The following is a 24,928-nucleotide window of genomic DNA, read 5'->3' on the forward strand; positions in this document are numbered from 1 at the left end:
ACTGAAGGTCACTATTTTGTCCATTCTTCGTCGCACGCTCATTGCGCTGCTGACCTGTGCCTCGTTTTTCGCACACGCCGCTGCGCCAGATGAAATCACTACCGCCTGGCCGGTTAACGTCGGGCCGCTTAATCCGCATCTTTATACACCGAATCAGATGTTCGCCCAGAGTATGGTTTACGAGCCGCTGGTGAAGTATCGGGCCGATGGATCGGTGAAACCCTGGCTTGCAAAAAGCTGGACGCATTCGGATGATGGTAAAACCTGGACCTTCACCCTGCGCGATGACGTGACCTTCTCCAACGGCGAACCGTTTGATGCGCAAGCCGCGGCAGAAAACTTCCGCGTGGTGCTCGATAACCGCCAGCGCCATGCCTGGCTGGAGCTGGTGAATCAAATCGTCGATGTAAAAGCGCTGAATAAAACTGAGCTGCAAATTACCCTGAAAAGTGCCTATTACCCCTTCCTGCAGGAACTGGCGTTACCCCGACCTTTCCGTTTTATCGCCCCCTCACAGTTTAAAGATAATGAGACGATGCGCGGCATCAAAGCGCCTATCGGCACGGGTCCATGGGTGCTGAAAGAATCGAAACTGAATCAGTATGATGTCTTCGTCCGCAACGAAAAGTATTGGGGCGAAAAACCGGCGATTAACAAGATAACTATTAAAGTGATTCCGGACCCGACCACCCGCGCGGTAGCGTTTGAAACCGGCGATATTGACCTGCTGTATGGCAATGAAGGGTTATTGCCGCTTGATACCTTTGAGCGTTTCAGCCATAACCCGGCGTACCGTACCCAGCTTTCACAGCCGATTGAAACGGTGATGCTGGCCCTCAACTCCGCTAAAGCCCCGACCAATGAACTGGCGGTGCGCGAAGCGCTCAATCACGCGGTGAATAAAAAATCCCTGATCGACAACGTTCTTTACGGCACGCAACAGGTGGCGGATACGCTGTTTGCGCCGACCGTACCTTATGCCGACCTCAACCTGAAACCGCGGCAGTACGATCCGCAGCAGGCGAAAGCGTTGCTGGAAAAAGCTGGCTGGACGCTGCCCGCAGGCAAAGATATCCGCGAGAAAAACGGTCAGCCGCTACGTATTGAATTGTCGTTCATCGGCACTGATGCATTAAGCAAATCGATGGCGGAGATAATCCAGGCCGATATGCGCCAGATTGGTGTTGATGTTGCCCTGATCGGCGAAGAAGAGAGCAGTATTTACGCCCGCCAGCGCGATGGTCGCTTTGGCATGATCTTCAACCGTACCTGGGGCGCGCCTTACGATCCGCATGCGTTTTTAAGTTCGATGCGCGTGCCATCTCACGCTGATTTTCAGGCGCAACAAGGATTAGCTGACAAACCGCTGATTGATAAAGAGATTGGCGAAGTACTGGAAACCACGGACGAAACAAAACGCCAGTCGCTTTACCGTGATATTTTGACGCGCCTGCATAGCGACGCGGTGTATCTGCCAATTAGCTACGTGTCGATGATGGTGGTGGCGAAACCTGAACTGGGCAAAATTCCCTACGCGCCCATCGCCAGCGATATTCCTTTTGAACAGATTACCCCGGTGAAACCCTGATGTTGCGCTACGTATTACGCCGCGTGCTGCTGTTGATCCCGATGGTGCTTTCCGCCTCGGTGATCATTTTTCTGATGTTACGCCTCGGCACCGGCGACCCGGCGCTTGATTATCTGCGTCTGTCTAACCTGCCGCCGACGCCAGAAATGCTGGCTTCTACCCGCACCATGCTGGGGCTGGATCAGCCGCTGTACGTCCAGTACGGAACCTGGTTGTGGAAAGCGCTGCATCTTGATTTTGGCATCTCGTTTGCCACGCAGCGCCCGGTACTGGACGATATGCTGACCTTCCTGCCCGCCACGCTGGAACTGGCGGGCGCGGCGCTGGTGTTAATTCTGCTCACTTCCGTACCGCTCGGCATCTGGGCGGCGCGCCATCGCGATCGCCTGCCGGATTTCGCCGTGCGTTTTATCGCGTTTCTTGGCGTGTCGATGCCTAACTTCTGGCTGGCGTTTTTGCTGGTGATGTTCTTCTCGGTCTATCTGCAATGGCTGCCCGCGATGGGTTACGGCGGCTGGCAGCACATCATTCTGCCTGCGGTTTCCATCGCTTTTATGTCGCTGGCGATTAACGCGCGTCTGCTGCGCGCCAGTATGCTGGACGTCGCGGGTCAGCGTCATGTGACCTGGGCGCGACTGCGCGGCCTGAACGACAAACAGACCGAACGCCGCCATATCCTGCGCAATGCCTCGCTGCCGATGATCACCGCCGTGGGGATGCACATTGGCGAACTGATTGGCGGGACGATGATTATCGAAAACATCTTTGCCTGGCCGGGTGTCGGGCGCTATGCGGTGTCGGCGATTTTCAACCGTGACTATCCGGTGATCCAGTGCTTTACGCTGATGATGGTGGTGGTTTTTGTGGTCTGTAATTTGATTGTCGATTTGCTCAACGCCGCGCTGGACCCGCGCATTCGTCGTCATGAAGGAGCGCACGCGTGAACTTTTTCCTCTCTTCCCGCTGGTCGGTACGCCTGGCGCTCATCATTATCGCCCTGCTGGCACTGATTGCGCTCACCAGCCAGTGGTGGCTGCCATACGATCCCCAGGTCATTGATTTGCCGTCGCGTCTGCTTTCTCCGGATGCACAGCACTGGCTGGGCACCGATCACTTAGGACGCGATATTTTCTCACGGCTGATGGCGGCGACCCGTGTGTCGCTTGGCTCGGTAATGGCCTGCCTGCTGTTGGTGCTGGCGTTAGGGCTGATTATTGGCGGCAGCGCCGGGCTGATTGGCGGGCGCGTTGATCAGGCCACCATGCGCGTGGCGGATATGTTTATGACCTTCCCGACGTCGATTCTGTCGTTCTTTATGGTCGGCGTGCTCGGCACCGGGTTGACCAATGTGATTATCGCCATCGCCCTGTCGCACTGGGCGTGGTACGCGCGCATGGTCCGCAGTCTGGTGATTTCACTGCGCCAGCGCGAGTTTGTGCTGGCATCACGGCTTTCTGGCGCGGGCCATGTGCGGGTGTTTATCGATCATCTGGCGGGCGCGGTGATCCCTTCACTGCTAGTGCTGGCGACGCTGGATATCGGCCATATGATGCTACACGTCGCGGGGATGTCCTTCCTCGGTCTCGGTGTGACCGCCCCGACCGCCGAATGGGGCGTGATGATTAACGATGCACGTCAGTATATCTGGACCCAGCCGCTGCAAATGTTCTGGCCGGGACTGGCGCTGTTTATCAGCGTGATGGCCTTTAACCTGGTGGGTGACGCACTGCGCGATCATCTGGACCCTCATCTGGTGACGGAGCACGCACACTAATGCCGCAACAGATTGAACTACGTAATATCGCGCTACAGGCCGCGCAGCCGCTGGTGCACGGCGTATCGTTAACCCTGCAACGCGGGCGCGTACTGGCGTTAGTCGGCGGTAGCGGCAGCGGGAAATCACTGACCTGCGCCGCGACGCTGGGCATTTTGCCCGCAGGCGTTCGCCAGACGGCGGGGGAAATTTTGGCCGATGGCAAACCGGTTTCTCCCTGCGCCCTGCGCGGTATCAAAATTGCCACTATCATGCAGAACCCGCGCAGTGCCTTTAATCCGCTGCACACCATGCACACGCACGCGCGGGAAACTTGCCAGGCACTGGGGAAACCCGCCGATGACGCCACGCTTATCGCCGCTATAGAAGCGGTAGGGCTGGAAAACGCCGCACGCGTGCTGAAGCTGTACCCGTTCGAGATGAGCGGCGGCATGTTGCAGCGCATGATGATTGCGATGGCAGTGCTATGTGAATCACCGTTTATCATCGCCGATGAACCGACCACCGATCTCGACGTGGTAGCACAGGCGCGCATCCTCGATCTGCTGGAAAGCATTATGCAAAAACAAGCGCCGGGAATGCTGCTGGTCACCCATGATATGGGCGTGGTAGCGCGTCTGGCAGACGATGTGGCGGTCATGTCTGACGGTAAGATTGTTGAGCAGGGCGATGTCGAAACGCTGTTTAATGTCCCCCAACATGCGGTAACGCGCAGCCTGGTTTCTGCTCACCTCGCCCTTTATGGTATGGAGCTGGCATCATGACTTTACTTAACGTCTCCGACCTTTCACACCAGTACGCACACGGTGGATTCAGCGGTAAGCACCAGCATCAGGCAGTGCTCAATAACGTTTCGCTGACCCTGAAAAGCGGTGAAACCGTCGCCCTGCTGGGACGCAGCGGCTGCGGAAAAAGCACCCTCGCGCGGCTATTGGTAGGTTTAGAATCGCCCTCACAGGGGAATATTAGCTGGCGCGGCGAACCGCTGGCGAAACTTAATCGCGCGCAACGTAGAGCGTTCCGTCGCGATATTCAGATGGTGTTTCAGGACTCCATCAGCGCCGTGAATCCGCGCAAAACCGTGCGCGAGATCCTGCGTGAACCGATGCGCCACCTGCTGGCGCTGAAAAAATCGGAACAACTGGCGCGCGCCAGCGAAATGCTGAAGGCGGTCGATCTTGACGATAGCGTGCTCGACAAGCGCCCACCGCAGTTAAGCGGCGGTCAGCTCCAGCGCGTCTGCCTGGCACGTGCGCTGGCGGTCGAACCGAAACTACTGATTCTGGATGAGGCAGTTTCCAACCTTGATCTTGTGTTACAGGCGGGTGTCATTCGCCTGCTGAAAAAACTGCAACAGCAGTTTGGCACTGCCTGCCTGTTCATCACTCATGACTTACGCCTGGTGGAACGCTTTTGCCAGCGGGTGATGGTAATGGATAATGGGTACATTGTTGAAACACAGACCGTGGGGGAGAGATTAGCCTTTTCCTCTGACGCCGGACGCGTGCTTCAAAACGCGGTATTACCCGCATTCCCCGTGCGCCGTCGCGCCGCAGAAAAGGTTTAAGTCAATGCAACGAGTCACTATCACGCTTGATGACGATTTACTGGAGACGCTGGACAGCCTGAGCCAGCGTCGTGGCTATAACAACCGCTCAGAGGCGATTCGCGATATTCTGCGAGATGCGCTGGCGCAGGAAACGACGCAGGAGCACGGTACTCAGGGCTTTGCGGTCCTCTCCTATGTGTATGAACATGAAAAACGCGACTTAGCCAGCCGAATTGTCTCCACCCAGCACCATCACCACGATCTCTCCGTTGCTACGCTGCATGTGCACATCAACCACGACGACTGTCTGGAAATCGCCGTGCTGAAAGGTGACATGGGCGACGTGCAGCATTTTGCCGATGACGTTATCGCCCAGCGCGGCGTTCGACACGGACATTTACAGTGCTTGCCGGAAGAGTGAGTTAGTCGTAGCTCACATTAAAGACCATATGCCCGGTGACATCGCCCGCCTGCGCTTTGGGCTGATATTGATAGAATCGGGCAAAATAGCGCAGGTCAATAAACTGCGAGACGGCGCTATTCAGGGTCGCAACGTGATTTGCCTGCCGGAACGGCACCGGTCGACGGTTCTCGTCCATGATCTGCACGCCGATACCTTCGGCTGCTGTTCTGCTGCGGCTCTCATTACGAATCACGCCCAGCGCAGGTGAAATACCGTCTGGCGTGTTTCCGTCAAAGGTCATATTCAGCCGCGTACCGGCGACGCTAACATTCCCCGCGCACTGCATACGAATCGAAAAATTGCGCCCCCCGGCCCCTGTCCCTTTCCCTTTCAGGGCAGCAAGGGGAATGGATCCGAGATTCACGCGGAAGTTGGCATTATTGGTGATACGACAGGAGGGCGAGACGATAATCAGCGAGTTTTCGCGCAGCCAGGTATTCAGCAACGACTGACTACCGCTACCAAAGGTCGTATATTGCCCGGCGGCGACCGCGCCGCTACCCACAAGGTTTGCTGTCTTAATCACGTCCAGCTTGAAGGTGAGGTCGTTAAGCGAGACATCGCTTTTACCTCCTCCTCCAACGTCAATTTTTCCTGGATAGCCAACCTGCTGAGCCTGACGCTGAAGCGTAAATCGCAGGCCAATACCGGGAATGTTGGTTGACCAGATCTGATTACCAGTTTCGCGGCTGCCATTCGCGATAACTTTCGTTTCCAGACTCTGCGAGCCGCTGCATTGGAGCTGCAAACGATTGTCGCGTAAAGGCCAGCTGCGGCTGGCAATCACCGTTCCGGGCGGTGTTTGCGGCTGAACCATGATACGCCCGATATCCATAAACAGTGGGGAAGGGACAGCGTCCGAACCCAGAATACAACCGGCATTGGCTACGCCGCTGGTGAGCAGCGTGGCGGCTAACCACCATTTTGTGCAAAGTTTCATAAGCACCTCAGCTGTTGTGAGCCACTCATCGGCAGTGTCACCTGACACTGCCCACCATCCCAGCGAACCCAGGCGTTTTTCACATTTTCTCCGGTGATGTAAAGCGTGCTGCCCTGACCGACAAAGCCGAGGGATTTACCCCGTCCATCGGTGATTTCAGAGCCGAATGGGAGCGGCGTGCCGTTGCGCTGGTGGGCAACAAATACACGCGTTTTTTCGCGCCGTGTATTGAATACCACCTTCACCACGCTGCCTTCATACGGCACCGTTCGGGCTTCAGTACTGGAGAACTGGACATCTTCGTTCGCCCCTTTGGGGTCGATTTCAATGTTGTTTACGCGATAAGGTTGCAGTGATGAAAGTACGGCATAGCCTTGATTATCAAACCAGGTTGGTGCGCCCATAATGGCGGCGCCTTTGGCGTCTTTCGCTTCAACCAGGGCGAGCGTCGTACCTGTTTCCGGCGTAAGCGTCACGCCGCCGGAGTGCACTAGCACCGAACCTTCCGCAGAGGCGGCGGCCTGCTGATAGCTGCGACCATAGGTATAACTGCCCGACAACGCCGACCAGGGGGAGATGTATCCGCCGTTAACGCCTGTCGTGTAGTTACCCTCTTTGTCTGTGTTCGCGTTGACGCCCCATGTCAGCGCGTGGTCCTGACCGACTGAACCATTGACACCTAACTGGCTGCGATCGAAAGACGAGTCTTTGAATTGGGTGTTCGATGAAAGCGTGGCAGAGCTATCTTCGCCCTGGAAAAGGGGATAGCTGAAGCTCAGAAAGACTAAATCCTCTTTTTTACGTCTTGAAGAGGTTGTCCCGTTATCGTCATCGGTGTCGTTCTCATTGGAATAACTCCGCTGGAACGTCAATGACCAACTCAGACGCCCCCAACTGTTGCTGTATCCCAGTGAGTACTGCTCTTCTTTGCCGGAATAGTGCCAGTATCGCGTGATGGAACCATTCAGGTAGAGCATTCCCCAGGTTTCCGGCAATTGCTGGTTGATGGAAAAACTGACACCGCTTTTTTGTCGGATATTGGTGCTGGTTGTGCCGCGCATTTCGTCATCGCGGGCATAGATTGCATTACGCAGAGAGTAATAATTGTCGGAGTTATTCACCCATCCCTGAATGTTCATGCTGGTTTGTGAGGCACCAAACATGCGGCTAAAGGTTGCGCGGTATTCCTGACCCGATGTTGTGGCGCTGGGCAGCTTCGTTTTCGCCTGGGTTACATCCAGCCCCAGCGCGCCATAGCCGGTATTAATCCCCACGCCAACCTGTCCGGCCTGATAATCGTTGAATCCCGTGAGGGCTGAATAGAGCGTGAAAGTGTTGTTCAAACCATACTGAAAGCTACCCTGGCCGATGGTCGGCTTATCTTTCAGCCCCTCTTCATCAACCTGACCGGCCGCAATGCCGTACAGGCTCATATCGGGGTGTAATAACTGCACCACTGAATCATAAGGAATAGACCAGGTCGACGTCCGCCCATCGGCTTCCTGCAAGGTCACAATAAGATCGTTACCGGTGCCTGAAGGATAGACATCCGTCAGGCTGAAAGGGCCGGGGGTGACGGTGGTCTGATAGATAATGTTGCCATCCTGACGGACGGTAACCAGGGCGTTTGTCTGCGCTACGCCGTTCACGACGGGCGCATAGCTACGCATGCTGTCAGGGTACATGAGATCGTCGGTATGCAGGTCAAGACCGAGCAGGCTGATGGCGTCGAAAAACGTGCCGTTGGTGCTAAATTGCCCCATCGTCAGGATTGATTTCATTGCCGCAATTGGACGCTGTAAGTAGGTTTGGTTGCTATTCCATTTGTTCTCGCCGCTGTTCTCATCCCAGGTATAGTTACCGGAATGGCGTAATAACCAGCCGTTTGAGGAAAAGCCAGCGTTCACGCCCAGATACGCGCTTGCGCCTTTATCATTACTGTCGGATTTCATGATGTTGTAGTAGTTGGCCATGTAGCCCAGGTTGAGCGCGGTAATTCCTTCATCCCAGAATTGCGGCGGAATATAGCCGTTACTACTGCCATCCATCAGTCGCTGTGGAACACTGAAATCCAGACGCATCGTGGAGGCGCTAAAGGTATCCTTCAGCGTGGGCTCGCTGTTCCACTGAGATAATGTTCCACAGAATTTCTCGTCGTCGGTTTTTGTTGAATCCAGCCTCTCGGGTGAGAGGCCAAAGTTCTGTAGCATTTCCGCCGTATAACAGATCTGCGGTTTGCCATCGGCAGAACGTTTAACGTCAACGTCATAGCGTCCTTTCCAGCTTTCGTTGGTATAAACGTCAACGGAATAGGTGCCAGGTTTGAATGCCAGGGCATCAAACCGTTTCATACTGGCTTGCTGTTGGCTGCCGACAATGAAGTTGTTGTCGAATTCGTAGTCTGTTCCACTGTCTTCTGCGTTTGCCTGCTCAGCATGGCAAATACCGGGGCCCAGGCAAAAAAGGGTCACCAGACTGCCAACCTGCCAGGGTGTGACTCGCCAATGCTCCATGAGGTTCCGCCCTGAAAAAAGAGAACACGCCGACCATTGCCGGTGCCATTTTTATCCCGTAACGACGTTAACCTGCCCGGGTTTTACTTTTTGCCAGCGCGCCATAGTCATTGATCTCTTCGAGGGTTAATTCTTCACCCGTACGCACGGCCTGGCGCAAATTAATCGTTTGCGAAGATTCCGGAGCAATCATGACGGCTTCTGTATTTATTGGCTCGCCGCGGCCCTGACTAATCGTGGCGACCGTAATGTAAAACGGCGTAGGATTCGTCAATGTCAGCGCTGTTCCTGCGGGCTGTAATTTGAGTTTTGCAATAGCAGAGGCTCTGCCTGAAAGTGGTTCGGGGCGATATATCAACTTAAACCGTGAACGAACCGCCATCTTGAATACACCAATACCTTCCGGCGCTTTATCTGCTTTAGAGGCACCAGGGATATCCAGCACATTTATCCACCACAGGGATTCTTTGTTTTGCGGCAAACTATTACCCGCATTGAGTTTAATGCGTATAACTTGCCCGCTGTGGCCATCAATACGTGAAATCGGTGGGTTAATAATAAATGGCGTCGTGATTTTATCTGGCGTAACGGTCGCATCACCGTTATCCAGCCAGACCTGAGCAAGGGAAGGCCGTTCCGCACTATTTGAGAGTTGAACAGTGATCTCTTTTTCATTTCCTTTATAGATAAAACGCGTTCCGTTTACGATAATACTGTCTGCCAGAACTGGAAACGTTAACAATAATCCACTGAGCGCCGCGACAAGCTTCATAAACACCCTCATCTTTTCTATGTCATATTGTTGTCATTATTTGTGTGGGGTTAGGTGAGTGAAGGAAAAAAGTGGCGGCGTACCGCCACTTTTTTATTGCGATTAATCGTAAGAAATTTCGTATGTTGCATTCGCTGCAACATGCCCGGCAGTCGCGCTGCTGTTGGTTGGGTTCACGTAGCTAACCTGGTATTTATAAATATCCCAGGTGCCGTCGTTGGTATCACGAACCTTACCGTTGTCGTTACCCGGTTTGATAACAGAAGAGCTACCAGGGTTAGTGAGCGCAAAGGCAACGTTAGTTGCACCGCTGTTGTCGGTATTTTTCAGGAAGCTTGTACCGTATACCAGACCGGAAGAGTCGGTCCATTTCACTTTACGAGTAAAGGTACCGTGTTTGCCATCCGGATCACCACAGTCTTTCAGGTTAATACTGAAGTCAGTGCGGTTAACCAGCGCATTTTTAACGGAAAGGGCAGTTGTACGCACGGAATTCAGGAAAATAGTGTTTCCGTCATTTTTGCCGCCGACAATTTTTACTTTACAGGAGCCGGTATAAACATCACCGTCAAAGAATACTTGCCCGCCGGTAACATAACTGCCACCGCCGCCAGGGTAACCGCCATGATCGTTATCACCGCCGTGCCCTTGTGAATTAAATGATTCTACAGATGCATCTTCTGCATATGCTGCCACACTGCCACCCATTAAAGCCGCGGTAACCATCAAACCCAGATATATCTTTTTCATGTGCGTATCCTGTTACTGTGTTGTTTAGTAGGACATTCGAATTACAATGACAAAGACGTGCACAGCGTTCTCTCTTCAGTGATTAAATAACCCACCAGGATTATTTAATCTCTCCTGCGATGAATGCTGCCCGCTAATAGTGGGCAACCGAAGCGGTATTGCATCTAATGACTTTTTCGTATTTTCCGTCGGTTTTTGTGACAAAATAGTATGACGCTACTGAACTGGCGGCGATTTTAGTGAGTGAAGCCCACGGTGATGATATTCTATTACGGTATGTAATGTGCGCTACATCTCCTTTATCCCTGAAGTTTAATTTGCATGACAAATAGCACTACAGGCGTCGCCCGGTGAATTTTTCACATTGGCATTTTAAGAACGAGGTATCTCTTTATCAACCCGAGTGCTTTTTCTTAAAAGTGATAAACAATCGATGCAAGGGAACCGAATGAGTAGGGGTATCAGCAGGTAACTTATCCGCACTTTTTCAGAATATTCACATCCTCTTTCCGTTGTTATATTTCATGGCAAGTGATTAGATATCGCGTTATGAACATTAGTTAATGATGTTTATATGATGTTAAGTTAAATGCTGCTCTGCGTTCTATTCCTCTTAAGCTAAATACTCTCAATGTTAAGTTCCATTCAAAAAAAATGTCATTTGCATTCTACTGCCATGTGCATACGCAGGAGGAATGGACGACATTGAGTACTTTTTGTGGCAAAAAAATGTGGATTTGGTAAGTGTTAGATGCTGTATTTTCATTGATTGTAAGTATAAAAATCTAATTAACTGCATTTGTTAAGTATATAAACATAACCATGGCGATATTTTGGTTTTTAACTCTAATAATACTTCTATTTTTAGAGTTGTTATTTCATTTTAAATCTGCGTGTTTTTTGACCTTTCTTTTTTGGGAGATTAATCGATAATTTATTACGTCAGCGAGACGGGGCTGTCGATATTAATGTGAACCCGAATCGATGATGTTTCTGTATTAGTAAATCGCTAATCAATTGTGGTTTGCGAATCTTTCATATGGGTTAAGGCTGATATGTTTATCTATTGGCAGGGAGCCTTTTAACTTTATCAGGGAGAGTGAATCTTGCTGTTGAATTGTTTGAGTGAAAGATTCTGAACGATTTATTAATGCTTTTATTCGTGTGTCGATCAATTAAAAGGATTGTTATTTATGAAACTTAATAAAATTGTTTCTGCTTTCGTTCTGGCTTCTGGCGTGATGGTATTCGGTGCTCAGGCAGATCAGGGTAGCGGCGTAGTCACCTTCACCGGTTCCGTTATTGATGCGCCGTGCTCCATCGCTGCGGGTGATGAAGATCAGACTATCAGCCTGGGTCAGGTTTCCAGCTCTGCGGTTGCCAACGGCGGCACCTCTACGCCGGTTCCTTTCTACATCCATCTGGAAAACTGCTCTGTTGATACGGCTAACACCGTTACCACCACCTTCAGCGGCGCTTCATCCAGCGTTGACGGCGCGGTACTGGGCGTAACCGGTAATGCAACGGATGTCGGTATCGTGATGACCGATGGTGACAGCAACACCATCACTCTGGGTGAAGCAACGACCGGCCAGACCATCACCAACGGTGATAACACCCTTTCTTACTCCGCTTACATCATCGGTGGCGAAGCGCCGACCGAAGGTGATTTCACCGGTGTGACCAACTGGACTCTGGCTTACGAGTAATTCGTAACCAACAGGTGGCCTTAACGGGCCACCTGAAATGAGTTTCAGCTGAATATGAGAAAAGGGAGCGCAATGATTTATTTAAATACACAGTCACTACAGCCAGCGACAAAAGCGCTCCTTTTTCTCTTATCCGGTTTTTGTTCCACGGCGATGGCGGCGAACCAGGGTGAGGGTACCGTATTTATTCGCGGAGAGGTGTTATATACCCCTTGTGCGATTGATCTCGATAGCCGCGATCAAACTATTGATATGGGCGAAACGCCGGTCTCTGAAATTGCCGTCAAAGGGTATGGGCCGACACGAAAATTTACGGTTCGTCTGATTAATTGCCTTCTTTTGCCTGCACCAGGGCAAACCCAATATGAGTCTGAGTATTACCAGATTACGTTCGACCCTATGTCCGGAAACGATCGTTTCTCAATTAGCGGCGATGCTGAAGGCATTGAACTTGCTATTCACGATAGTGAAGGTCATTTCGCCGAGCCGGGAATTGCGCTTCCGGCCAGGGAAGTTACACCCGGAATAATGGATCTGAATTACACCCTACGTCTGGTCAGTAATGGACAGCCGTTAAAGTCCGGCAGTTATCAGACCCTAATTCGGTTCAGAATGGATTATTACTGAGATGAAGACACCTTTTATTAAAAAAATGCCTTTTAAGCGTTCAGCGCTCAGTGCCGCCATATTTATACTGATGATCCCGGTTTCTGTCTGGGCGGAAGAGGAGATTCAGTTTAATACTGACGTGCTGGATACTCAGGATAAAAACAATATCGATCTGAGCCACTTTTCACGTCGTGGCTACGTGATGCCAGGGGAATACACCTTCACGATTATGGTGAATAAGGACATTCTGCGTGAAGAGCCGATTGTGGTGTATGCCGACGGGGACGACGGGAAAAATAGTCTGATTTGCCTGACGCCCGATCAGGTTTCGCGCCTTAACCTTAAAAGCAGCACGCTGAGTGAACTGCGCTGGTTACGTGAAGGGCAGTGCCTGGATACGGGCAGTTTGCACGGGATGGAAATCCGCGTCGATCTCTCTAAGGACACGCTCTATCTCTCTATTCCACAGGCGTATATCGAATTTACCGCGCCAAACTGGGATCCGCCTTCGCGCTGGGATGACGGGATCGCCGGGCTAATTGCCGACTACAATCTCAATTTCCAGACCCAGCACTCAAATAATAGCGCCGATAGTCAGAACCTGAGCGGAACCGGCGTTTTTGGCGCCAACCTCGGGCCGTGGCGCGCGCGCGCCGACTGGCAGATGAACTGGAATCGCCGTAGCGGCTACACGGATAAAGATTTTACCTTTAGCCGTTATTACCTCTATCGTGCCATTCCATCGCTGAAAGCAAAACTCACCATGGGCGAGGATTACCTCAGCTCCGATATTTTTGACACCTTCCGCTTCAGCGGTGTCAGTCTGAACTCTGACCTGAGCATGCTGCCGCCTAGCCTGCGCGGTTATGCGCCGGAAGTGACCGGCGTGTCGCGCTCGGGCGGGAAGGTGGTTATCAGCCAGCAGGGCCGCGTGCTGTATGAAACGCAGGTTGCCGCCGGGCCATTTCGTATTCAGGAGCTCAATGATGCCGTCTCCGGTACGCTGGATGTGCGCGTCGAAGAACTCGACGGCAGCGTACAGGTTTTCCAGGTCAGCACGGCTTCCGTTCCTTATCTGACGCGTCCGGGCGCGGTGCGCTATAAGCTGGCGATGGGGAAACCCTCTGAGTGGGAACACAGCATGCAGGGGCCGCTCTTCTCGTCGGGTGAAGCCTCGTGGGGGATTGCCAACGGCTGGACGCTCTATGGCGGTTCTATCATTGGCGGCGACTATAATGCGCTGTCGATGGGGATCGGTCGCGATCTCTATCTGCTGGGGGCGATCGCGGCGGATGTCACGCAATCACGTGCTTCACTGCCTTCCGATGGTGTGATGACCGGAACCTCATACCGCGTCAGCTACTCGAAAACGTTTGATGACTACGACAGCCAGGTCACCTTCGCCGGGTACCGCTTCTCTGAGCGCGACTTTATGAGCATGTCGGAGTATCTCGATGCCCGCTATGGCAGCGGCGTGACGCATAGCCCCAAAGAGAAATACACCGTCTCCTTTAATCAGCGTTTTCGCGATGTGGGGTTAACGGCCTACCTCAACTACAGCCACCAGACTTACTGGAACAGCGCCGATAACGATCGCCTGAGTTTGTCGCTGTCACGCTATGTCGATATTGGCCCAATCAAAAACATGAGCGTCTCTCTGTCCGTCTATCGCAGCGAATACTACTCGCAGAAAGATGATGGCGCTTATATCTCCCTGTCAATGCCATTTGGCGATGGTGCGTCCATCAGCTACGGCGCGACGGTTAACCGCACCGATAACACCCACCGCGTGAGCTACTACGGTCGCCTTGATGAGCATAACAGCTACCAGGTCAGCAGCGGTTTATCGCGCAGTGGCCCGACGGCTTATGGCTATTACACCTGGCAGGGCGATAGCGCACAGGTTCAGGCCAATGCCAGCTATCAGTCCGGCAGCTACAGCGGGCTGGGTATGACGGTAACCGGCGGCCTGACAGCGACAACGGAAGGGGCCGCCGCGCACCGTTCCAACGCCCGTGGCGGCAGTCGCGTGCTGGTGGACACCTCCGGCGTCAGCGACGTACCGGTGAAAGGGTTTGGCGCGTCGGTGAAAACCAACCGGTTTGGTAAAGCGGTGATTGCCGATGTGAACAGCTACTACCGAAATCCGATCCGTATTGATGTCGATAAGCTTGCGGAAAACGCCGATGTGACGCGCTCTGTGTCTCAGGCCACGCTGACCGAGGGCGCGATTGGCTATCGCCAGTTCGATGTGATTGCCGGTGGAAAAGCGATGGCCTTTATTCGCAAAGCGGATGGCAGTTTCCCGCCGTTTGGCGCGTCCGTGGTGAATGACAAAAATCAGGAGACCGGGGTGGTCAATGATGAAGGTAGCGTCTGGCTGAGCGGCATCAGCCCGAACGGAAAAATGAGTGTGAAATGGGATGGCAAAACCCGCTGCGTCGTGCAGATGCCGCCTGTTCTGCCGCAGGTGCTGGATAACCTGCTTTTAACCTGTGCGCCGGAATGAATCGGCCTGACTAAGAGACGAGTTTACTGAAATGACTATTGTTCGATCTTCTGCAATCGCCATCACGGCGCTGATACTGGCTGGCCTGACGCAAAGCGCAACGGCGGCGGTCTCCCTGGATCGTACCCGCGTTATTTTTGACGGTGCGGCCAAATCGGTCAGCCTGCGTATTACTAACGAGAACAAAACCTTGCCTTATCTGGCGCAGGGATGGATTGAGGATCCTCAGGGTAAAAAGATCACCGATCCGCTGGTGCTGTTGCCCCCCGTACAACGTATTGAGCCCGGCGAGCAGAGCCAGCTGAAAGTGCAGTCGACGGCGTCTGTCCATCGATTGCCGCAGGATCGCGAATCGCTGTTCTATTTCAACCTGCGCGAGATCCCACCGAAGAGCAGCAAGCCGAACACGCTTCAACTGGCTTTACAGACGCGGATCAAACTGTTTTACCGCCCGGAAGCCATTGAAGTAAAACGCGCGGACTATGCGACACCGTTCCAGGAGCAGGTGACGCTGACGCGCGCTGGCGATAAGTATCGCGTCAATAACCCAACCCCTTATTACATTTCGCTGGTTAATGCGTCTTCGACGTTAACGGGGAAAGCGGCGGCGGGCTTTAAGCCGGTGATGGTCGAACCGAAAGGGCAGATTGATCTGGCGCCGTCGGCATCGGAACTGGGCGGTGCGCCGGTTCTGACCTATGTGAATGATTTCGGCGGCAGGGCAAAGCTGGTCTTTAGCTGCAACGGCGGCGCGTGCAAAGCGGTGCCTCAGGAAAAGAAAAAGTAAGCGGAAAGAGGAGGCTGGATGAAAACTGCAATCTTCACCGTCAGTGGCTTTCTGGCATGGATGATGGCCGCGGGCCTGGTTCATGCGCAGGAGCCGCAGCTGGTTGATGGCGAATATGGGCTGCTGCATGTACACGGTGCGCTCACTGAGAGCACTTGTCGCCTGGCGATGGCCTCGACCTGGCAGGAGGTTGATATGGGGACATTACCGACCGCGTCGCTGAAAAAGCCGGGGGATCAAGGTTCGCCTGTCCGCGTTGAAATACGACTGGAAGATTGCCTGCCATCGCCGAGTTCGCAGCGCGATGCGTGGAGCGGCAACCTGCTCTGGAGCCGCGATCAGCCTTCCGTCACCGTGACGTTTGTTGCGCCCTCAGAACCGATGAATCCCAGTCTGATTCGGGTTAATGGGACGCAAGGTATGGCATTACGGATGACGGACCGTTATCACCGTGACATTCGTTTAGGCGGTGAGGGCCAGCCGTTATTGCTGGAACCCGGCGACAATCAGCTTTTCTACTATATCGCGCCGGAACGCACGGCCTCGCCGCTCGTGGCGGGAGCCTGGCATGCGCTTATTCACTTCAGGCTTAACTATGACTAGATACTTTTTGGCTCTGCTGGCGGCAGCGTTGTTGATGCCATCCGCTCAGGCGGCGTTGACGGTGAATGTGACCGGTGTGCTGGTGGATGGCGTCTGTGAAATTAATAACGGCGAGACGATTAACGTCGACTTCGGCAGCAACCTGCAATCGCGCGAGATAAACGGGGAAAACTTTATGAAAAGTATTGATTACACCCTGTCGTGTGAAGAGCTCGTCTCGAACGATCTCGAAATGCAGTTTGAAGGCACCGCCACCTCCTTTAGCGACGATTATCTGGCAACGGACCGGGAAGGGCTGGGGATCAAAATCTACATGAACGGCGAGGCGATGCCGCTGAATACCTGGACGCCTTTTACCTGGCCGGAGATCCCGATATTACAGGCGGCCCCGGTAAAAATTGACGGTAGTGAGGTGGAAACGGGCGTCTTCTCCGCATCCGCCACGCTAAAAATTCAATACCAGTAAAGGAAGAACCCCATGAAACGACTGATTTATGCTGTGATTTTGCTGGGTGGGCTTTCTTTTAGTCATGTCTCTTCGGCGTCGATTTGGAGCTGGATTGATACATTGAGCACGTGTACTTCAACAGCGACTTATTGTTATGACTATACGTTTACTATTGCTGATTGGGATGAAAATGATACATCACCCAACCCCTGTTATGGGTTGAGCGCCTGCACCATTTTCATTGGCCACCGACATAATGCCGCTGGGACATCAGGCCCTCGTACAAATCGTTCCTGGGGAGCCGGTGCTTATCCGTTCCTGCTAACGGCAGAGACAATGGGTGATTTGGCGAAAGAGTTCAAAGCGGTATTTTCGCTACCTTATTCATCATCAACGCGACACAGTGGAAATACTGTTGCGACAGAAGAGTGTGTCGGGATTTTTTACGCTGCGGGGAAAAACCTGGGAAGTAATACCTCTGAAATAAACGATAATACATTTCAGGGCTACCCATTGATGGAAGGTAGTATCTGCGGCGTTGCCCCGGCACCCAGCGGTTCCTGCGATTTTGATCAGGATGTCCTGACGCTCGATCACGGCACGCTTTCTCGCCGTGAACTTGAAGGTCATGAAGTCAGCGAAAATGTCAGCATTAGCTGCACGACCGCGCAGACCTTAAAACTCTACATCTACTCCGCAAATGAAGTGGATTTGCGCGCCGATGGCAGCCTCTATTCTGAGCTCTATCTTAATGACAATGTACTGGGGACGACCGGTTTCACTCTTGATGTAAACAGCCAGACAGAGGTCAGCGTTAAGTCTCGTCTGCGTACCAATGGCACACCTGAAGCAGGAGAATTCTCAGGATCAACAATTATGTTGATTACTGTCGAGTAGGAAATTACTCAAATTTAATCATGAATAGCAAAATTTTAATTAGCCATGATCGTTTTCTGTATCATGCATTAGAAGAACTTATCCCCAATTTACAACATATGAGCGTTGATTGTATTGACGGGTTAGATATGGATGCCTTCTGGCAAGGGGATGAGTGTTATCTGTTAGTGGATAATCGCATGCCATTTAATTTCGTTGAAAAAGTTCGCGCACTTCTGCTTGATAAAAAAGTAAAGGTTGAGCTTATTGTTCTGGAGATGAAAGGTGCTATCTATTTCAGAAAAGGATATGAAAAATACAAGAAGATCGATATGCGTGGTGGCATCAGTGTATGTCAGGACGTTATCGCTGCGTGCCTGCATGGCGGCAATTTCTCCGAGATAAAGAACATCGCCTGGCAAAAGCGATTTATCAGGGGTATCGATCTTGAGTTAATGCGATTGATTCAGGCCGGGGAGAGCCTGGCGCTGATCGCAAAGCAGTTCAGAATGCCTGTTAAACGGGTCTATTTTCACCGTGAGCGTTTCTACCGTGACCTGGGATTCGAAAGTTACAACCAGGCGTGCATTTTTATTATCCATAATGGTTTGTTGAATTAATTTCAAAAGGATTTGATGTGATTAAGAGGCGAGAATGTCCAGGTTTTATTTTTTTCAAAGTGAACTGCGTCAGGCGCTGAGTGACAACGCTATTTATCCTTGTTATCAGCCGATAATCAACGCGGTGACCGGGGAACTCTATGGCCTGGAAGTTCTCACCCGCTGGCGGGGAAAGAGCGGCTATATTTACTCGCCTTCGAACTTCATCCCGGAGTTCGAAAGGGCGGGCCTGGCGCTGGAGTTTTCCCGCTACCTGATGGCCGTGGTCGGCCGGGATATCTCAAGGCTTGATGCCATGCTACCTGACGGGTTACATCTGGCATTGAACTTTAACGCCGCGTCTATTCAGGCATCCGGTTTTGTCGCGGAATATCTCGCTTTTCAGGCGGCTATTCCCGCGCAAAAGTATGCTTTTGTTATTGAAGTCACGGAGACGCAAAGCCTTAACCGTATTTCCCGTACGGTATTGCAGCTTCTGAAATTTGCGAATGCGAAGATCTTCCTCGATGATTTTGGCACCTCATATTCTAATCTCGACTATCTATTAATGCTGGATGTCGATGGCATTAAACTGGATCGCCGCTTCATTCAGGAGTATCAGGTTGAGCGGGCTGACGTGATTATTCGCCATACGCTGGCTCTCGCTTCGGCTTTAAACCTCAATGTTATTATCGAAGGAATAGAGGAACGAGCGCAATGTGAATATCTCTGCGCGAATGGCGGCCAACTTCAACAGGGATTCTTACATTCAGCTCCTCTCAATTATGATGAGCTTGAAATATACCTGAAAACAATAGGGTTAAATAAATAGCCTTATTATTTCTATGTGTAATTACGTTTTAATTATTTTTGTTATGCCTACACGCGTGATCTATAATATCCCAGCTGTGGTGAAATATTCCACAGCCAGATTGTGAGTTTGATGATACAGGTATATGAAATACATAATAAATAACTCGGTCGATTTTATTGTTGCCGAACGGAAATTGTACGGCAATGATAAGGAAGTGACCCTCTCTAACCCTGCCTGTAGGCTACTTCTGGTTCTCCTGGAAAATAATCAATTACAGGTAAGCCGTGAAGCATTGTTGACAAAAGTCTGGGAAGATTTTGGACTGGTTTCATCTGAAAGCAGTTTGAATAATAGCATTAGTAGCTTGCGGCGTGGGTTGAGTGACGTTGGGGTGGATAATGTCCTTGAAACTGTTCCCAAGAAAGGATTCATACTGCATCTTGATGACGTTAAACTTGAGAATCTTCCTGGTGATTATCTTACGCGTAATATTGAAAATGCATCATCGCTAAAACGCCCTGCATTAAAAACCTGGCATGATTTGTTATTGAGAGTTTTCCCGCTCGCGGCAATTGGATTATCCATTATTGCGATTCTCCTGTTTCTTTTGGTTTTCTTCAAAGAGAGAACCCACAGTTATCAACTGTACGAACATGTCAAAAAATGTAATGTCTATTTTTTTGGTGACGTGAATATAGAGAAAGTTGAACACTATTATTCCAGCAAACGAGGTGAAGAGGTGCTTTCGCAATGCGATACTCCTGCGATTATCTACTACGATGATAATAACAAGGGGCAGAGCGGAGGTGTTGCTGAAAGCATAGTTTCAATTTGCAAGTTGAATTCGGATGGACAGGTGAATGACTGTAAGAATTACGTCGATATTTATAGTGGTTAGTATCTTGATTACCATCATCGGGATGGCAATCAATGCAATTTTTCAGAGTTTCTCCGTGCCGGATGAGTTGAATTGCTCCGGGAATGTCGATATTCGTGTTATGCAATCCGGAAATGAGGCGTTAAGCGGCGATATTCAGATTACCGCGCACATCGTCCCTTTCGCTAAAAAAAGAAGTTATGTTTCCGAGTACGGTTATGTTGTCGCTGACGGTAAAAAATACATTATCGATCGCAATGTACGCCTGCTTTTTTCTGAAAGTAAAAAGAATGGTTTTTCTGAGGTTCATCGGGAAGGCACCGACAAAAATCCGGCAGACACCATGCCAGATGCTGTCGCTAAACTGCTGATTTCTTCCCAATCTATCTTCTTCTATAAGCTGGATAAGCTACAAAATGATATCTGGCGCTGGAGCGACCTGAGAAGAACCATCCTGATTTGTAAGGTTGTGGCTTGATAAACGGAGCGCTGTATAACGCAGAACCCGCCAATCAGGCGGGTTCAAGAAATTACAGTAAGCGCATTAGCTGGCGCTGATGGTAACGACCAAGCAGCAATACCGTGGTTAATGCCCCGAGCAAGGCGCAGAACATGTCCGACTGCGTATCCCACGGATCGCCCTGAGTCCCCAGGAAATCATCCGCGCCCTGGCCCATCGCCAGCGCCGCCCACCACTCGATCAATTCATAGGCTGCACTGATGGCCAAAGCGATACAGCAGACCAGAAAACCGACCATTTTACGCCCGCGCACATAGCCGCCGCGCAGTAAAATTTCTCGCGCCGCCAGTGCCGGAACCAGCCCCTGGAAAAAGTGGCCCAGTTTGTCGTAAGGATTGCGGCTCAGGTTAAACATCTCCTGCACGTCGAAGCCGATGGGCACTTTAGCGTAGGTGTACATGCCGCCGCCGATCAGAATAAGTGCGTGGAAAAAGATAAGCGTATAAAGGAGGGGGGTCAGTGAGTAGCGACGATGCGTGGCCAATAGCAGCGGCACAATGATAATCACCGGGGTGACCTCCATGAGCCAGGTCGTGCGGTCAGCGGTAAAGACGCCAGTGTAAATCAGGGCAAGCAACAGGATCAGCGCGCCGCCCTTGAGTGTCGATGAGAGTGCGGTTGATGTCATACTCGTCTTCTGTCTCAGTCAAAAAAGCACTATCGTCTGTTGGCGGTTAAAATTCAATGTTACCGGGTGTACGTTTTCGTCACTTCCTGCGCCATAGCCGTAAATGCCCTCACGGCGGCCGTCCTCCACGCGCCTTTACGTTGAATCAGCGCGGCGGTCCGTTCCAGCAACTGCGGCGTCAGTGAAACCGCGTTTAATCCCTCGTTTTGTGCGGCGATTGGTGATGGAAGCAGGGTGGCGAGCGTTGTGCGGCGTACCAGTTCCAGAATGGCATTGATAGAGTTTGCTTCTATGACTATCTGCGGATGCAGCTCTCTTTGGCGGCAATAGCGATCAATTTGCTCGCGGGTAGCAAATTCCTCACTCAATAAAATAAGTCGTTCATGATTTAGATGCGACAAGGCTACGCAATCCTTCTGAGCCAGAGGGTGGCTTTCGGACACCACCAACGCAAGGGATTCCTTCAGTAGCGGCAGTACGTCGATGTCTGCCGAATGAACATCATCAAATGCGATGCCGATGTCTAATTCATCGTTGAGCAGCAGCTCTTCCATCTTTTCCTGCGACATCTCCTGTAACGCAAGGGTGATGTCGGGATAGCGCGCGTAAAACGTCGCCATCAGCGGCCCGATAAGCCACGAAGTAAACGTGGGGGTAACGGCGACGCGTAGCGAGCCACGGCTCAAATCCTCAACATCATGAATTGCCCGCTTTCCCTCCTCCAGCGCCCTCAGCGCATTTTTCGCGTAACTCAACCAGGCTTCGCCAGCATCGGTGAGCTGAATATGGCGACCACTGCGATCGAACAGTTGCGCGCCGAGTGACTCCTCAAGCTGCCTGATTTGCTGAGAAAGCGCGGGCTGCGAAACGTGAAGTGCCGTGGCGGCACGGGTAAACCCGCGATGCTCAGCGACTGCCAGAAAATAGTGAATATGTCGTAACAGCATTATCTAACTCATAAGTTTTTACAATGGACTTGATTATAAATGAGTCTTTTACCTTATGAAACGTGGCGAGTAGCCTGTGTCCATTCCATAGTGAGGCAGAGGAACAATCGTGAAAGAGATTATTGATGGCTTTTTAAAGTTTCAGCGCAGCGTCTTTCCAGAACGCGCCGAGCTTTTCAGAACGCTGGCGAACCAGCAAAACCCACGCGCGCTTTTTATATCGTGTTCAGACAGCCGCCTGGTGCCGGAACTGGTGACGCAGCGTGAGCCTGGCGATCTGTTTGTCATCCGCAATGCGGGCAACATTGTTCCTTCTTATGGCCCTGAACCGGGAGGCGTCACCGCATCGGTGGAGTACGCCGTGTCGGTTTTGAAAGTAAATGACATTGTTATATGTGGTCACTCTGACTGCGGGGCCATGACGGCCATCGCCGGATGCCATTGCCTGGACAGTATGCCCGCCGTCAGCCACTGGCTGCGCTATGCCGATTCAGCTCGCGTGGTGAATGAATCACGCACGCATATTTCATTGCAGGCGAAAACCGCATCAATGGTGCGTGAAAACGTTATCGCACAGCTGGCCAATATTCAGACCCACCCGTCAGTACGCCTGGCGCTGGAAGAGGGGCGGATGGCATTACATGGCTGGGTTTACGACATCGAACGTGGCGATATTGCCGCTTACAACGGTGCCAGCGGGCAGTTTGTCTCGCTTGCCGAAAATCCAAATACCTGCGCGATGCCGCTTCGCAGCCTCACAGCAGCTTAATTTTTTCTCTCTATACAGGAGGTTCCATTATGATCCACGCACAAATTAACCGCGATATTCGCCTCTCTTTGGCTGACCAGATTCTGCTTATCAAAGCGAAAAAAGATCTGACCTTTGCGCAACTCACTGAGGGGACGGGCTTATCTGAAGCTTTTGTTACCGCGGCCTTGCTGGGGCAGCATGCACTGCCGGCTGATGCGGCGCGTCTGGTTGGTGAAAAGCTCTCACTGGATGAAGATGCGGTGCTGCTTCTGCAAACGATCCCACTGCGCGGCAGTATTGACGATCGCGTACCCACTGACCCGACCATTTATCGCTTCTATGAAATCCTGCAGGTGTATGGCTCTACGCTGAAGGTGCTGGTGCATGAGAAATTTGGCGACGGCATTATCAGCGCCATTAACTTTAAGCTGGATGTCAAAAAAGTGGCCGACCCGGAAGGCGGTGAACGCGCGGTGATTACGCTTGATGGCAAATATCTGCCGACAAAACCTTTCTAAACCCGAGTAAAGCCTGGCGCGTTACCCGCGCCGGGCATAAAGAACACTATGAATCAATTTCCTCGTACGGGCCTGATGCTCCTTGTGTTGGTGCTGATTGGCCTGAATATGCGTCCGCTCCTCACGTCTATTGGGCCTTTACTCCCGCAACTACGCGCGGCCAGCGGTATGAATTTCACCATGGCTTCTCTTCTTACCGCATTACCGATGATCGCGATGGGTGGACTGGCGCTGGCGGGCGGCTGGATCACTCGTCATATTCGCGAGCGTGATAGCGTGGCGGTTGGTCTGCTGATGATCATCATCGGTGCGCTAATGCGTGAAGTTGCGCCTCATAGCGTGGTACTACTGAGTAGTGCGCTGCTGGGGGGAATTGGCATTGGTGTCATTCAGGTTGTGATGCCAACGGTTATCAAGCGCCAGTTTCAACGCCGTATGCCGCAAGTCATGGGACTGTGGTCCGCGGCATTAATGGGCGGCGGTGGTTTGGGCGCGGCATTAACGCCGTGGATCGCCGATCGGAGTGAAATCTGGAATAGCTCACTGGCGTGGTGGGCGGTGCCTGCAATTATCGCCTTGATTGGCTGGTGGCCGCAGAGCCGACATTCCGCCGAGACAGGCCCACGAAACGCGCAGAATACAATTCGTATCATTCGCAATCCCCGCGCGTGGACTCTGGGGATCTATTTCGGCGTGATTAATGGCGGCTATGGCAGTCTGATAGCCTGGTTACCTCCTTACTATATGCAGCTGGGAAATAGCGCACAGTTTAGCGGCACGCTGCTGGCGTTGATGACCGTCGGGCAAACGGCTGGCGCGCTGCTATTGCCTATGCTGGCGCGGCATCAGGATCGGCGGCGATTGCTGCTGGCGTCGCTGGCCTTGCAAATGATAGGTTTCCTCGGCTTTATCCTCTGGCCTGCACATCTTTCCGTGTTTTGGGCGTTCGCGTGCGGAGTCGGGCTGGGTGGCGCTTTTCCGCTTTGCCTGGTGCTGGCGCTCGATCATGCCGGGCATCCGGTTATTTCCGGAAAGCTGGTGGCGTTTATGCAGGGGATCGGTTTTATCATCGCCGGACTGTCTCCCTATCTTTCTGGGATATTGCGTAGCCTGAGCGGGGATTTTGTCGTCGATTGGGTATTTCATGCGTGCTGTGTTGTCGGATTAATGCTGCTGACGCTGCGTTTTGCCCCATCACGCTATCCGCAGGAGTGGGCTGCAACAGAGTAGGGCTATGTCTGTTATTCAGCAAAATTCACTTCTTTGTGGATAACTCTGTGGTTAAGTGGGTATAAGGCGGGGTTTTGCTGTGGAATGCAGCAGTCAGTGAATCAGGTGCAAATTAGGGGTTGCAGGCTCGGCATAACTCCCTATAATGCGCTCC

26 protein-coding genes are annotated in these 24,928 nt (G+C 52.0%); 20 read left to right on the top strand and 6 right to left on the bottom strand.

Annotated features, from left to right (window positions below):
• Positions 1-13 precede the first annotated feature (13 nt).
• Genes nikA through nikR form a run of 6 tightly spaced genes read left to right on the top strand, consistent with a single transcriptional unit; the run spans position 14 to position 5,332 of the window.
• A complete protein-coding gene (gene nikA, locus F0Q32_RS24370; RefSeq protein ID WP_149465036.1) occupies positions 14-1,588 on the top strand; it encodes a nickel ABC transporter substrate-binding protein in 1,575 nt (524 codons plus the stop codon).
• A complete protein-coding gene (gene nikB, locus F0Q32_RS24375) occupies positions 1,588-2,532 on the top strand; it encodes a nickel ABC transporter permease subunit NikB (RefSeq protein ID WP_149465012.1) in 945 nt (314 codons plus the stop codon). The genes nikA and nikB overlap by 1 nt, the downstream gene beginning before the upstream one ends.
• Positions 2,529-3,362 (top strand): nickel ABC transporter permease subunit NikC, encoded by an 834-nt coding sequence (nikC, locus tag F0Q32_RS24380; protein ID WP_001008971.1) that lies wholly within the window; start codon positions 2,529-2,531, stop codon positions 3,360-3,362. The genes nikB and nikC overlap by 4 nt, the downstream gene beginning before the upstream one ends.
• Complete coding sequence (gene nikD, locus F0Q32_RS24385; RefSeq protein ID WP_149465013.1) at positions 3,362-4,126, top strand: nickel import ATP-binding protein NikD; 765 nt, start codon at positions 3,362-3,364, stop codon at positions 4,124-4,126. The genes nikC and nikD overlap by 1 nt, the downstream gene beginning before the upstream one ends.
• On the top strand, positions 4,123-4,929 hold the full coding sequence (nikE, locus tag F0Q32_RS24390) for a nickel import ATP-binding protein NikE (protein WP_149465014.1): 807 nt from the start codon (positions 4,123-4,125) through the stop codon (positions 4,927-4,929). Before nikD ends, nikE begins: the two co-directional genes overlap by 4 nt.
• A 4-nt stretch (positions 4,930-4,933) precedes the next feature.
• Positions 4,934-5,332 (top strand): nickel-responsive transcriptional regulator NikR, encoded by a 399-nt coding sequence (gene nikR / locus F0Q32_RS24395; protein ID WP_149465015.1) that lies wholly within the window; start codon positions 4,934-4,936, stop codon positions 5,330-5,332.
• Between the two features lies 1 nt (position 5,333).
• On the opposite strand, the gene F0Q32_RS24400 is transcribed toward nikR, so the two are convergent.
• The 4 genes from F0Q32_RS24400 to F0Q32_RS24415 form a co-directional block, all read right to left on the bottom strand.
• A complete protein-coding gene (locus tag F0Q32_RS24400) occupies positions 5,334-6,314 on the bottom strand; it encodes a fimbrial protein (RefSeq protein ID WP_149465016.1) in 981 nt (326 codons plus the stop codon).
• Entirely contained in the window at positions 6,311-8,827 is a 2,517-nt protein-coding gene (locus F0Q32_RS24405; RefSeq protein WP_149465017.1) for a fimbria/pilus outer membrane usher protein, read from the bottom strand. The genes F0Q32_RS24400 and F0Q32_RS24405 overlap by 4 nt, the downstream gene beginning before the upstream one ends.
• Before the next feature lie 67 nt (positions 8,828-8,894).
• Positions 8,895-9,599 carry a molecular chaperone gene (locus F0Q32_RS24410; RefSeq protein WP_149465018.1) on the bottom strand — a complete coding sequence of 235 codons (705 nt, stop codon included), beginning with the start codon at positions 9,597-9,599 and terminating at the stop codon, positions 8,895-8,897.
• 102 nt (positions 9,600-9,701) lie between these two features.
• The gene (locus F0Q32_RS24415; RefSeq protein WP_149465019.1) at positions 9,702-10,349 is read right to left on the bottom strand and encodes a fimbrial protein; all 648 of its coding nucleotides are present in this window, start codon (positions 10,347-10,349) and stop codon (positions 9,702-9,704) included.
• A gap of 1,193 nt (positions 10,350-11,542) precedes the next feature.
• Between F0Q32_RS24415 and F0Q32_RS24420 the strand changes: the two genes are divergently transcribed.
• From F0Q32_RS24420 to F0Q32_RS24470, 11 genes are all read left to right on the top strand, one after another.
• Positions 11,543-12,058: a fimbrial protein gene (locus F0Q32_RS24420; protein WP_149465020.1), complete on the top strand. Its 516-nt coding sequence runs from the start codon at positions 11,543-11,545 to the stop codon at positions 12,056-12,058.
• A 72-nt stretch (positions 12,059-12,130) separates the two neighbouring features.
• Positions 12,131-12,685 carry a fimbrial protein gene (locus F0Q32_RS24425; RefSeq protein ID WP_149465021.1) on the top strand — a complete coding sequence of 185 codons (555 nt, stop codon included), beginning with the start codon at positions 12,131-12,133 and terminating at the stop codon, positions 12,683-12,685.
• 1 nt (position 12,686) lies between these two features.
• Positions 12,687-15,176, top strand: coding sequence for an outer membrane usher protein (locus F0Q32_RS24430; RefSeq protein ID WP_149465022.1), 2,490 nt, complete (start codon positions 12,687-12,689; stop codon positions 15,174-15,176).
• 31 nt (positions 15,177-15,207) lie between these two features.
• The gene (locus F0Q32_RS24435; RefSeq protein WP_149465023.1) at positions 15,208-15,963 is read left to right on the top strand and encodes a fimbria/pilus periplasmic chaperone; all 756 of its coding nucleotides are present in this window, start codon (positions 15,208-15,210) and stop codon (positions 15,961-15,963) included.
• Positions 15,964-15,981: 18 nt separating this feature from the next.
• Positions 15,982-16,566 carry a fimbrial protein gene (locus tag F0Q32_RS24440; protein WP_149465024.1) on the top strand — a complete coding sequence of 195 codons (585 nt, stop codon included), beginning with the start codon at positions 15,982-15,984 and terminating at the stop codon, positions 16,564-16,566.
• Entirely contained in the window at positions 16,559-17,032 is a 474-nt protein-coding gene (locus F0Q32_RS24445) for a fimbrial protein (protein ID WP_149465025.1), read from the top strand. Before F0Q32_RS24440 ends, F0Q32_RS24445 begins: the two co-directional genes overlap by 8 nt.
• Before the next feature lie 12 nt (positions 17,033-17,044).
• A complete protein-coding gene (locus F0Q32_RS24450; protein WP_149465026.1) occupies positions 17,045-17,911 on the top strand; it encodes a hypothetical protein in 867 nt (288 codons plus the stop codon).
• A 20-nt stretch (positions 17,912-17,931) separates the two neighbouring features.
• Entirely contained in the window at positions 17,932-18,510 is a 579-nt protein-coding gene (locus F0Q32_RS24455) for a hypothetical protein (protein WP_149465027.1), read from the top strand.
• 34 nt (positions 18,511-18,544) lie between these two features.
• Positions 18,545-19,321 carry an EAL domain-containing protein gene (locus F0Q32_RS24460; protein ID WP_149465028.1) on the top strand — a complete coding sequence of 259 codons (777 nt, stop codon included), beginning with the start codon at positions 18,545-18,547 and terminating at the stop codon, positions 19,319-19,321.
• Between the two features lie 124 nt (positions 19,322-19,445).
• A complete protein-coding gene (locus tag F0Q32_RS24465) occupies positions 19,446-20,201 on the top strand; it encodes a winged helix-turn-helix domain-containing protein (RefSeq protein ID WP_149465029.1) in 756 nt (251 codons plus the stop codon).
• A 4-nt stretch (positions 20,202-20,205) separates the two neighbouring features.
• Positions 20,206-20,658 carry a hypothetical protein gene (locus tag F0Q32_RS24470; RefSeq protein ID WP_255475757.1) on the top strand — a complete coding sequence of 151 codons (453 nt, stop codon included), beginning with the start codon at positions 20,206-20,208 and terminating at the stop codon, positions 20,656-20,658.
• Between the two features lie 52 nt (positions 20,659-20,710).
• On the opposite strand, the gene F0Q32_RS24475 is transcribed toward F0Q32_RS24470, so the two are convergent.
• Together F0Q32_RS24475 and cynR are read right to left on the bottom strand one after the other, a co-directional pair.
• Positions 20,711-21,328, bottom strand: a complete 618-nt coding sequence (locus tag F0Q32_RS24475) for a DUF2238 domain-containing protein (RefSeq protein WP_149465031.1) — start codon at positions 21,326-21,328, stop codon at positions 20,711-20,713.
• 59 nt (positions 21,329-21,387) lie between these two features.
• Positions 21,388-22,275, bottom strand: coding sequence for a transcriptional regulator CynR (gene cynR, locus F0Q32_RS24480; RefSeq protein ID WP_149465032.1), 888 nt, complete (start codon positions 22,273-22,275; stop codon positions 21,388-21,390).
• A gap of 109 nt (positions 22,276-22,384) precedes the next feature.
• Here cynR and F0Q32_RS24485 point away from each other — a divergent pair, with 109 nt between their 5' ends.
• From F0Q32_RS24485 to F0Q32_RS24495, 3 genes are read left to right on the top strand one after another with little or no spacing between them, the layout of a single operon-like run.
• The gene (locus F0Q32_RS24485) at positions 22,385-23,044 is read left to right on the top strand and encodes a carbonic anhydrase (RefSeq protein ID WP_149465033.1); all 660 of its coding nucleotides are present in this window, start codon (positions 22,385-22,387) and stop codon (positions 23,042-23,044) included.
• A 29-nt stretch (positions 23,045-23,073) separates the two neighbouring features.
• Positions 23,074-23,544 (top strand): cyanase, encoded by a 471-nt coding sequence (gene cynS / locus F0Q32_RS24490; protein ID WP_149465034.1) that lies wholly within the window; start codon positions 23,074-23,076, stop codon positions 23,542-23,544.
• 48 nt (positions 23,545-23,592) lie between these two features.
• Positions 23,593-24,774, top strand: coding sequence for a cyanate transporter (locus F0Q32_RS24495; protein ID WP_149465035.1), 1,182 nt, complete (start codon positions 23,593-23,595; stop codon positions 24,772-24,774).
• Positions 24,775-24,928 lie beyond the last annotated feature (154 nt).

The organism is Pseudocitrobacter sp. 73, assembly GCF_008369545.1.
Lineage (GTDB): Bacteria > Pseudomonadota > Gammaproteobacteria > Enterobacterales > Enterobacteriaceae > Pseudocitrobacter > Pseudocitrobacter vendiensis.

Coding starts and splice junctions, on each gene's coding strand:
- F0Q32_RS24440 (WP_149465024.1), top strand. CDS start 15,982: ATGAAAACTGCAATCTTCACCGTCAGTGGCTTTCTGGCATGGATGATG.
- F0Q32_RS24465 (WP_149465029.1), top strand. CDS start 19,446: ATGAAATACATAATAAATAACTCGGTCGATTTTATTGTTGCCGAACGG.
- nikD (WP_149465013.1), top strand. CDS start 3,362: ATGCCGCAACAGATTGAACTACGTAATATCGCGCTACAGGCCGCGCAG.
- nikR (WP_149465015.1), top strand. CDS start 4,934: ATGCAACGAGTCACTATCACGCTTGATGACGATTTACTGGAGACGCTG.
- cynS (WP_149465034.1), top strand. CDS start 23,074: ATGATCCACGCACAAATTAACCGCGATATTCGCCTCTCTTTGGCTGAC.
- F0Q32_RS24450 (WP_149465026.1), top strand. CDS start 17,045: ATGAAACGACTGATTTATGCTGTGATTTTGCTGGGTGGGCTTTCTTTT.
- F0Q32_RS24445 (WP_149465025.1), top strand. CDS start 16,559: ATGACTAGATACTTTTTGGCTCTGCTGGCGGCAGCGTTGTTGATGCCA.
- F0Q32_RS24420 (WP_149465020.1), top strand. CDS start 11,543: ATGAAACTTAATAAAATTGTTTCTGCTTTCGTTCTGGCTTCTGGCGTG.
- nikE (WP_149465014.1), top strand. CDS start 4,123: ATGACTTTACTTAACGTCTCCGACCTTTCACACCAGTACGCACACGGT.
- F0Q32_RS24400 (WP_149465016.1), bottom strand. CDS start 6,314: ATGAAACTTTGCACAAAATGGTGGTTAGCCGCCACGCTGCTCACCAGC.
- F0Q32_RS24435 (WP_149465023.1), top strand. CDS start 15,208: ATGACTATTGTTCGATCTTCTGCAATCGCCATCACGGCGCTGATACTG.
- F0Q32_RS24405 (WP_149465017.1), bottom strand. CDS start 8,827: ATGGAGCATTGGCGAGTCACACCCTGGCAGGTTGGCAGTCTGGTGACC.
- F0Q32_RS24425 (WP_149465021.1), top strand. CDS start 12,131: ATGATTTATTTAAATACACAGTCACTACAGCCAGCGACAAAAGCGCTC.
- F0Q32_RS24495 (WP_149465035.1), top strand. CDS start 23,593: ATGAATCAATTTCCTCGTACGGGCCTGATGCTCCTTGTGTTGGTGCTG.
- F0Q32_RS24460 (WP_149465028.1), top strand. CDS start 18,545: ATGTCCAGGTTTTATTTTTTTCAAAGTGAACTGCGTCAGGCGCTGAGT.
- F0Q32_RS24410 (WP_149465018.1), bottom strand. CDS start 9,599: ATGAAGCTTGTCGCGGCGCTCAGTGGATTATTGTTAACGTTTCCAGTT.
- F0Q32_RS24455 (WP_149465027.1), top strand. CDS start 17,932: ATGAATAGCAAAATTTTAATTAGCCATGATCGTTTTCTGTATCATGCA.
- F0Q32_RS24475 (WP_149465031.1), bottom strand. CDS start 21,328: ATGACATCAACCGCACTCTCATCGACACTCAAGGGCGGCGCGCTGATC.
- cynR (WP_149465032.1), bottom strand. CDS start 22,275: ATGCTGTTACGACATATTCACTATTTTCTGGCAGTCGCTGAGCATCGC.
- F0Q32_RS24415 (WP_149465019.1), bottom strand. CDS start 10,349: ATGAAAAAGATATATCTGGGTTTGATGGTTACCGCGGCTTTAATGGGT.
- nikB (WP_149465012.1), top strand. CDS start 1,588: ATGTTGCGCTACGTATTACGCCGCGTGCTGCTGTTGATCCCGATGGTG.
- F0Q32_RS24430 (WP_149465022.1), top strand. CDS start 12,687: ATGAAGACACCTTTTATTAAAAAAATGCCTTTTAAGCGTTCAGCGCTC.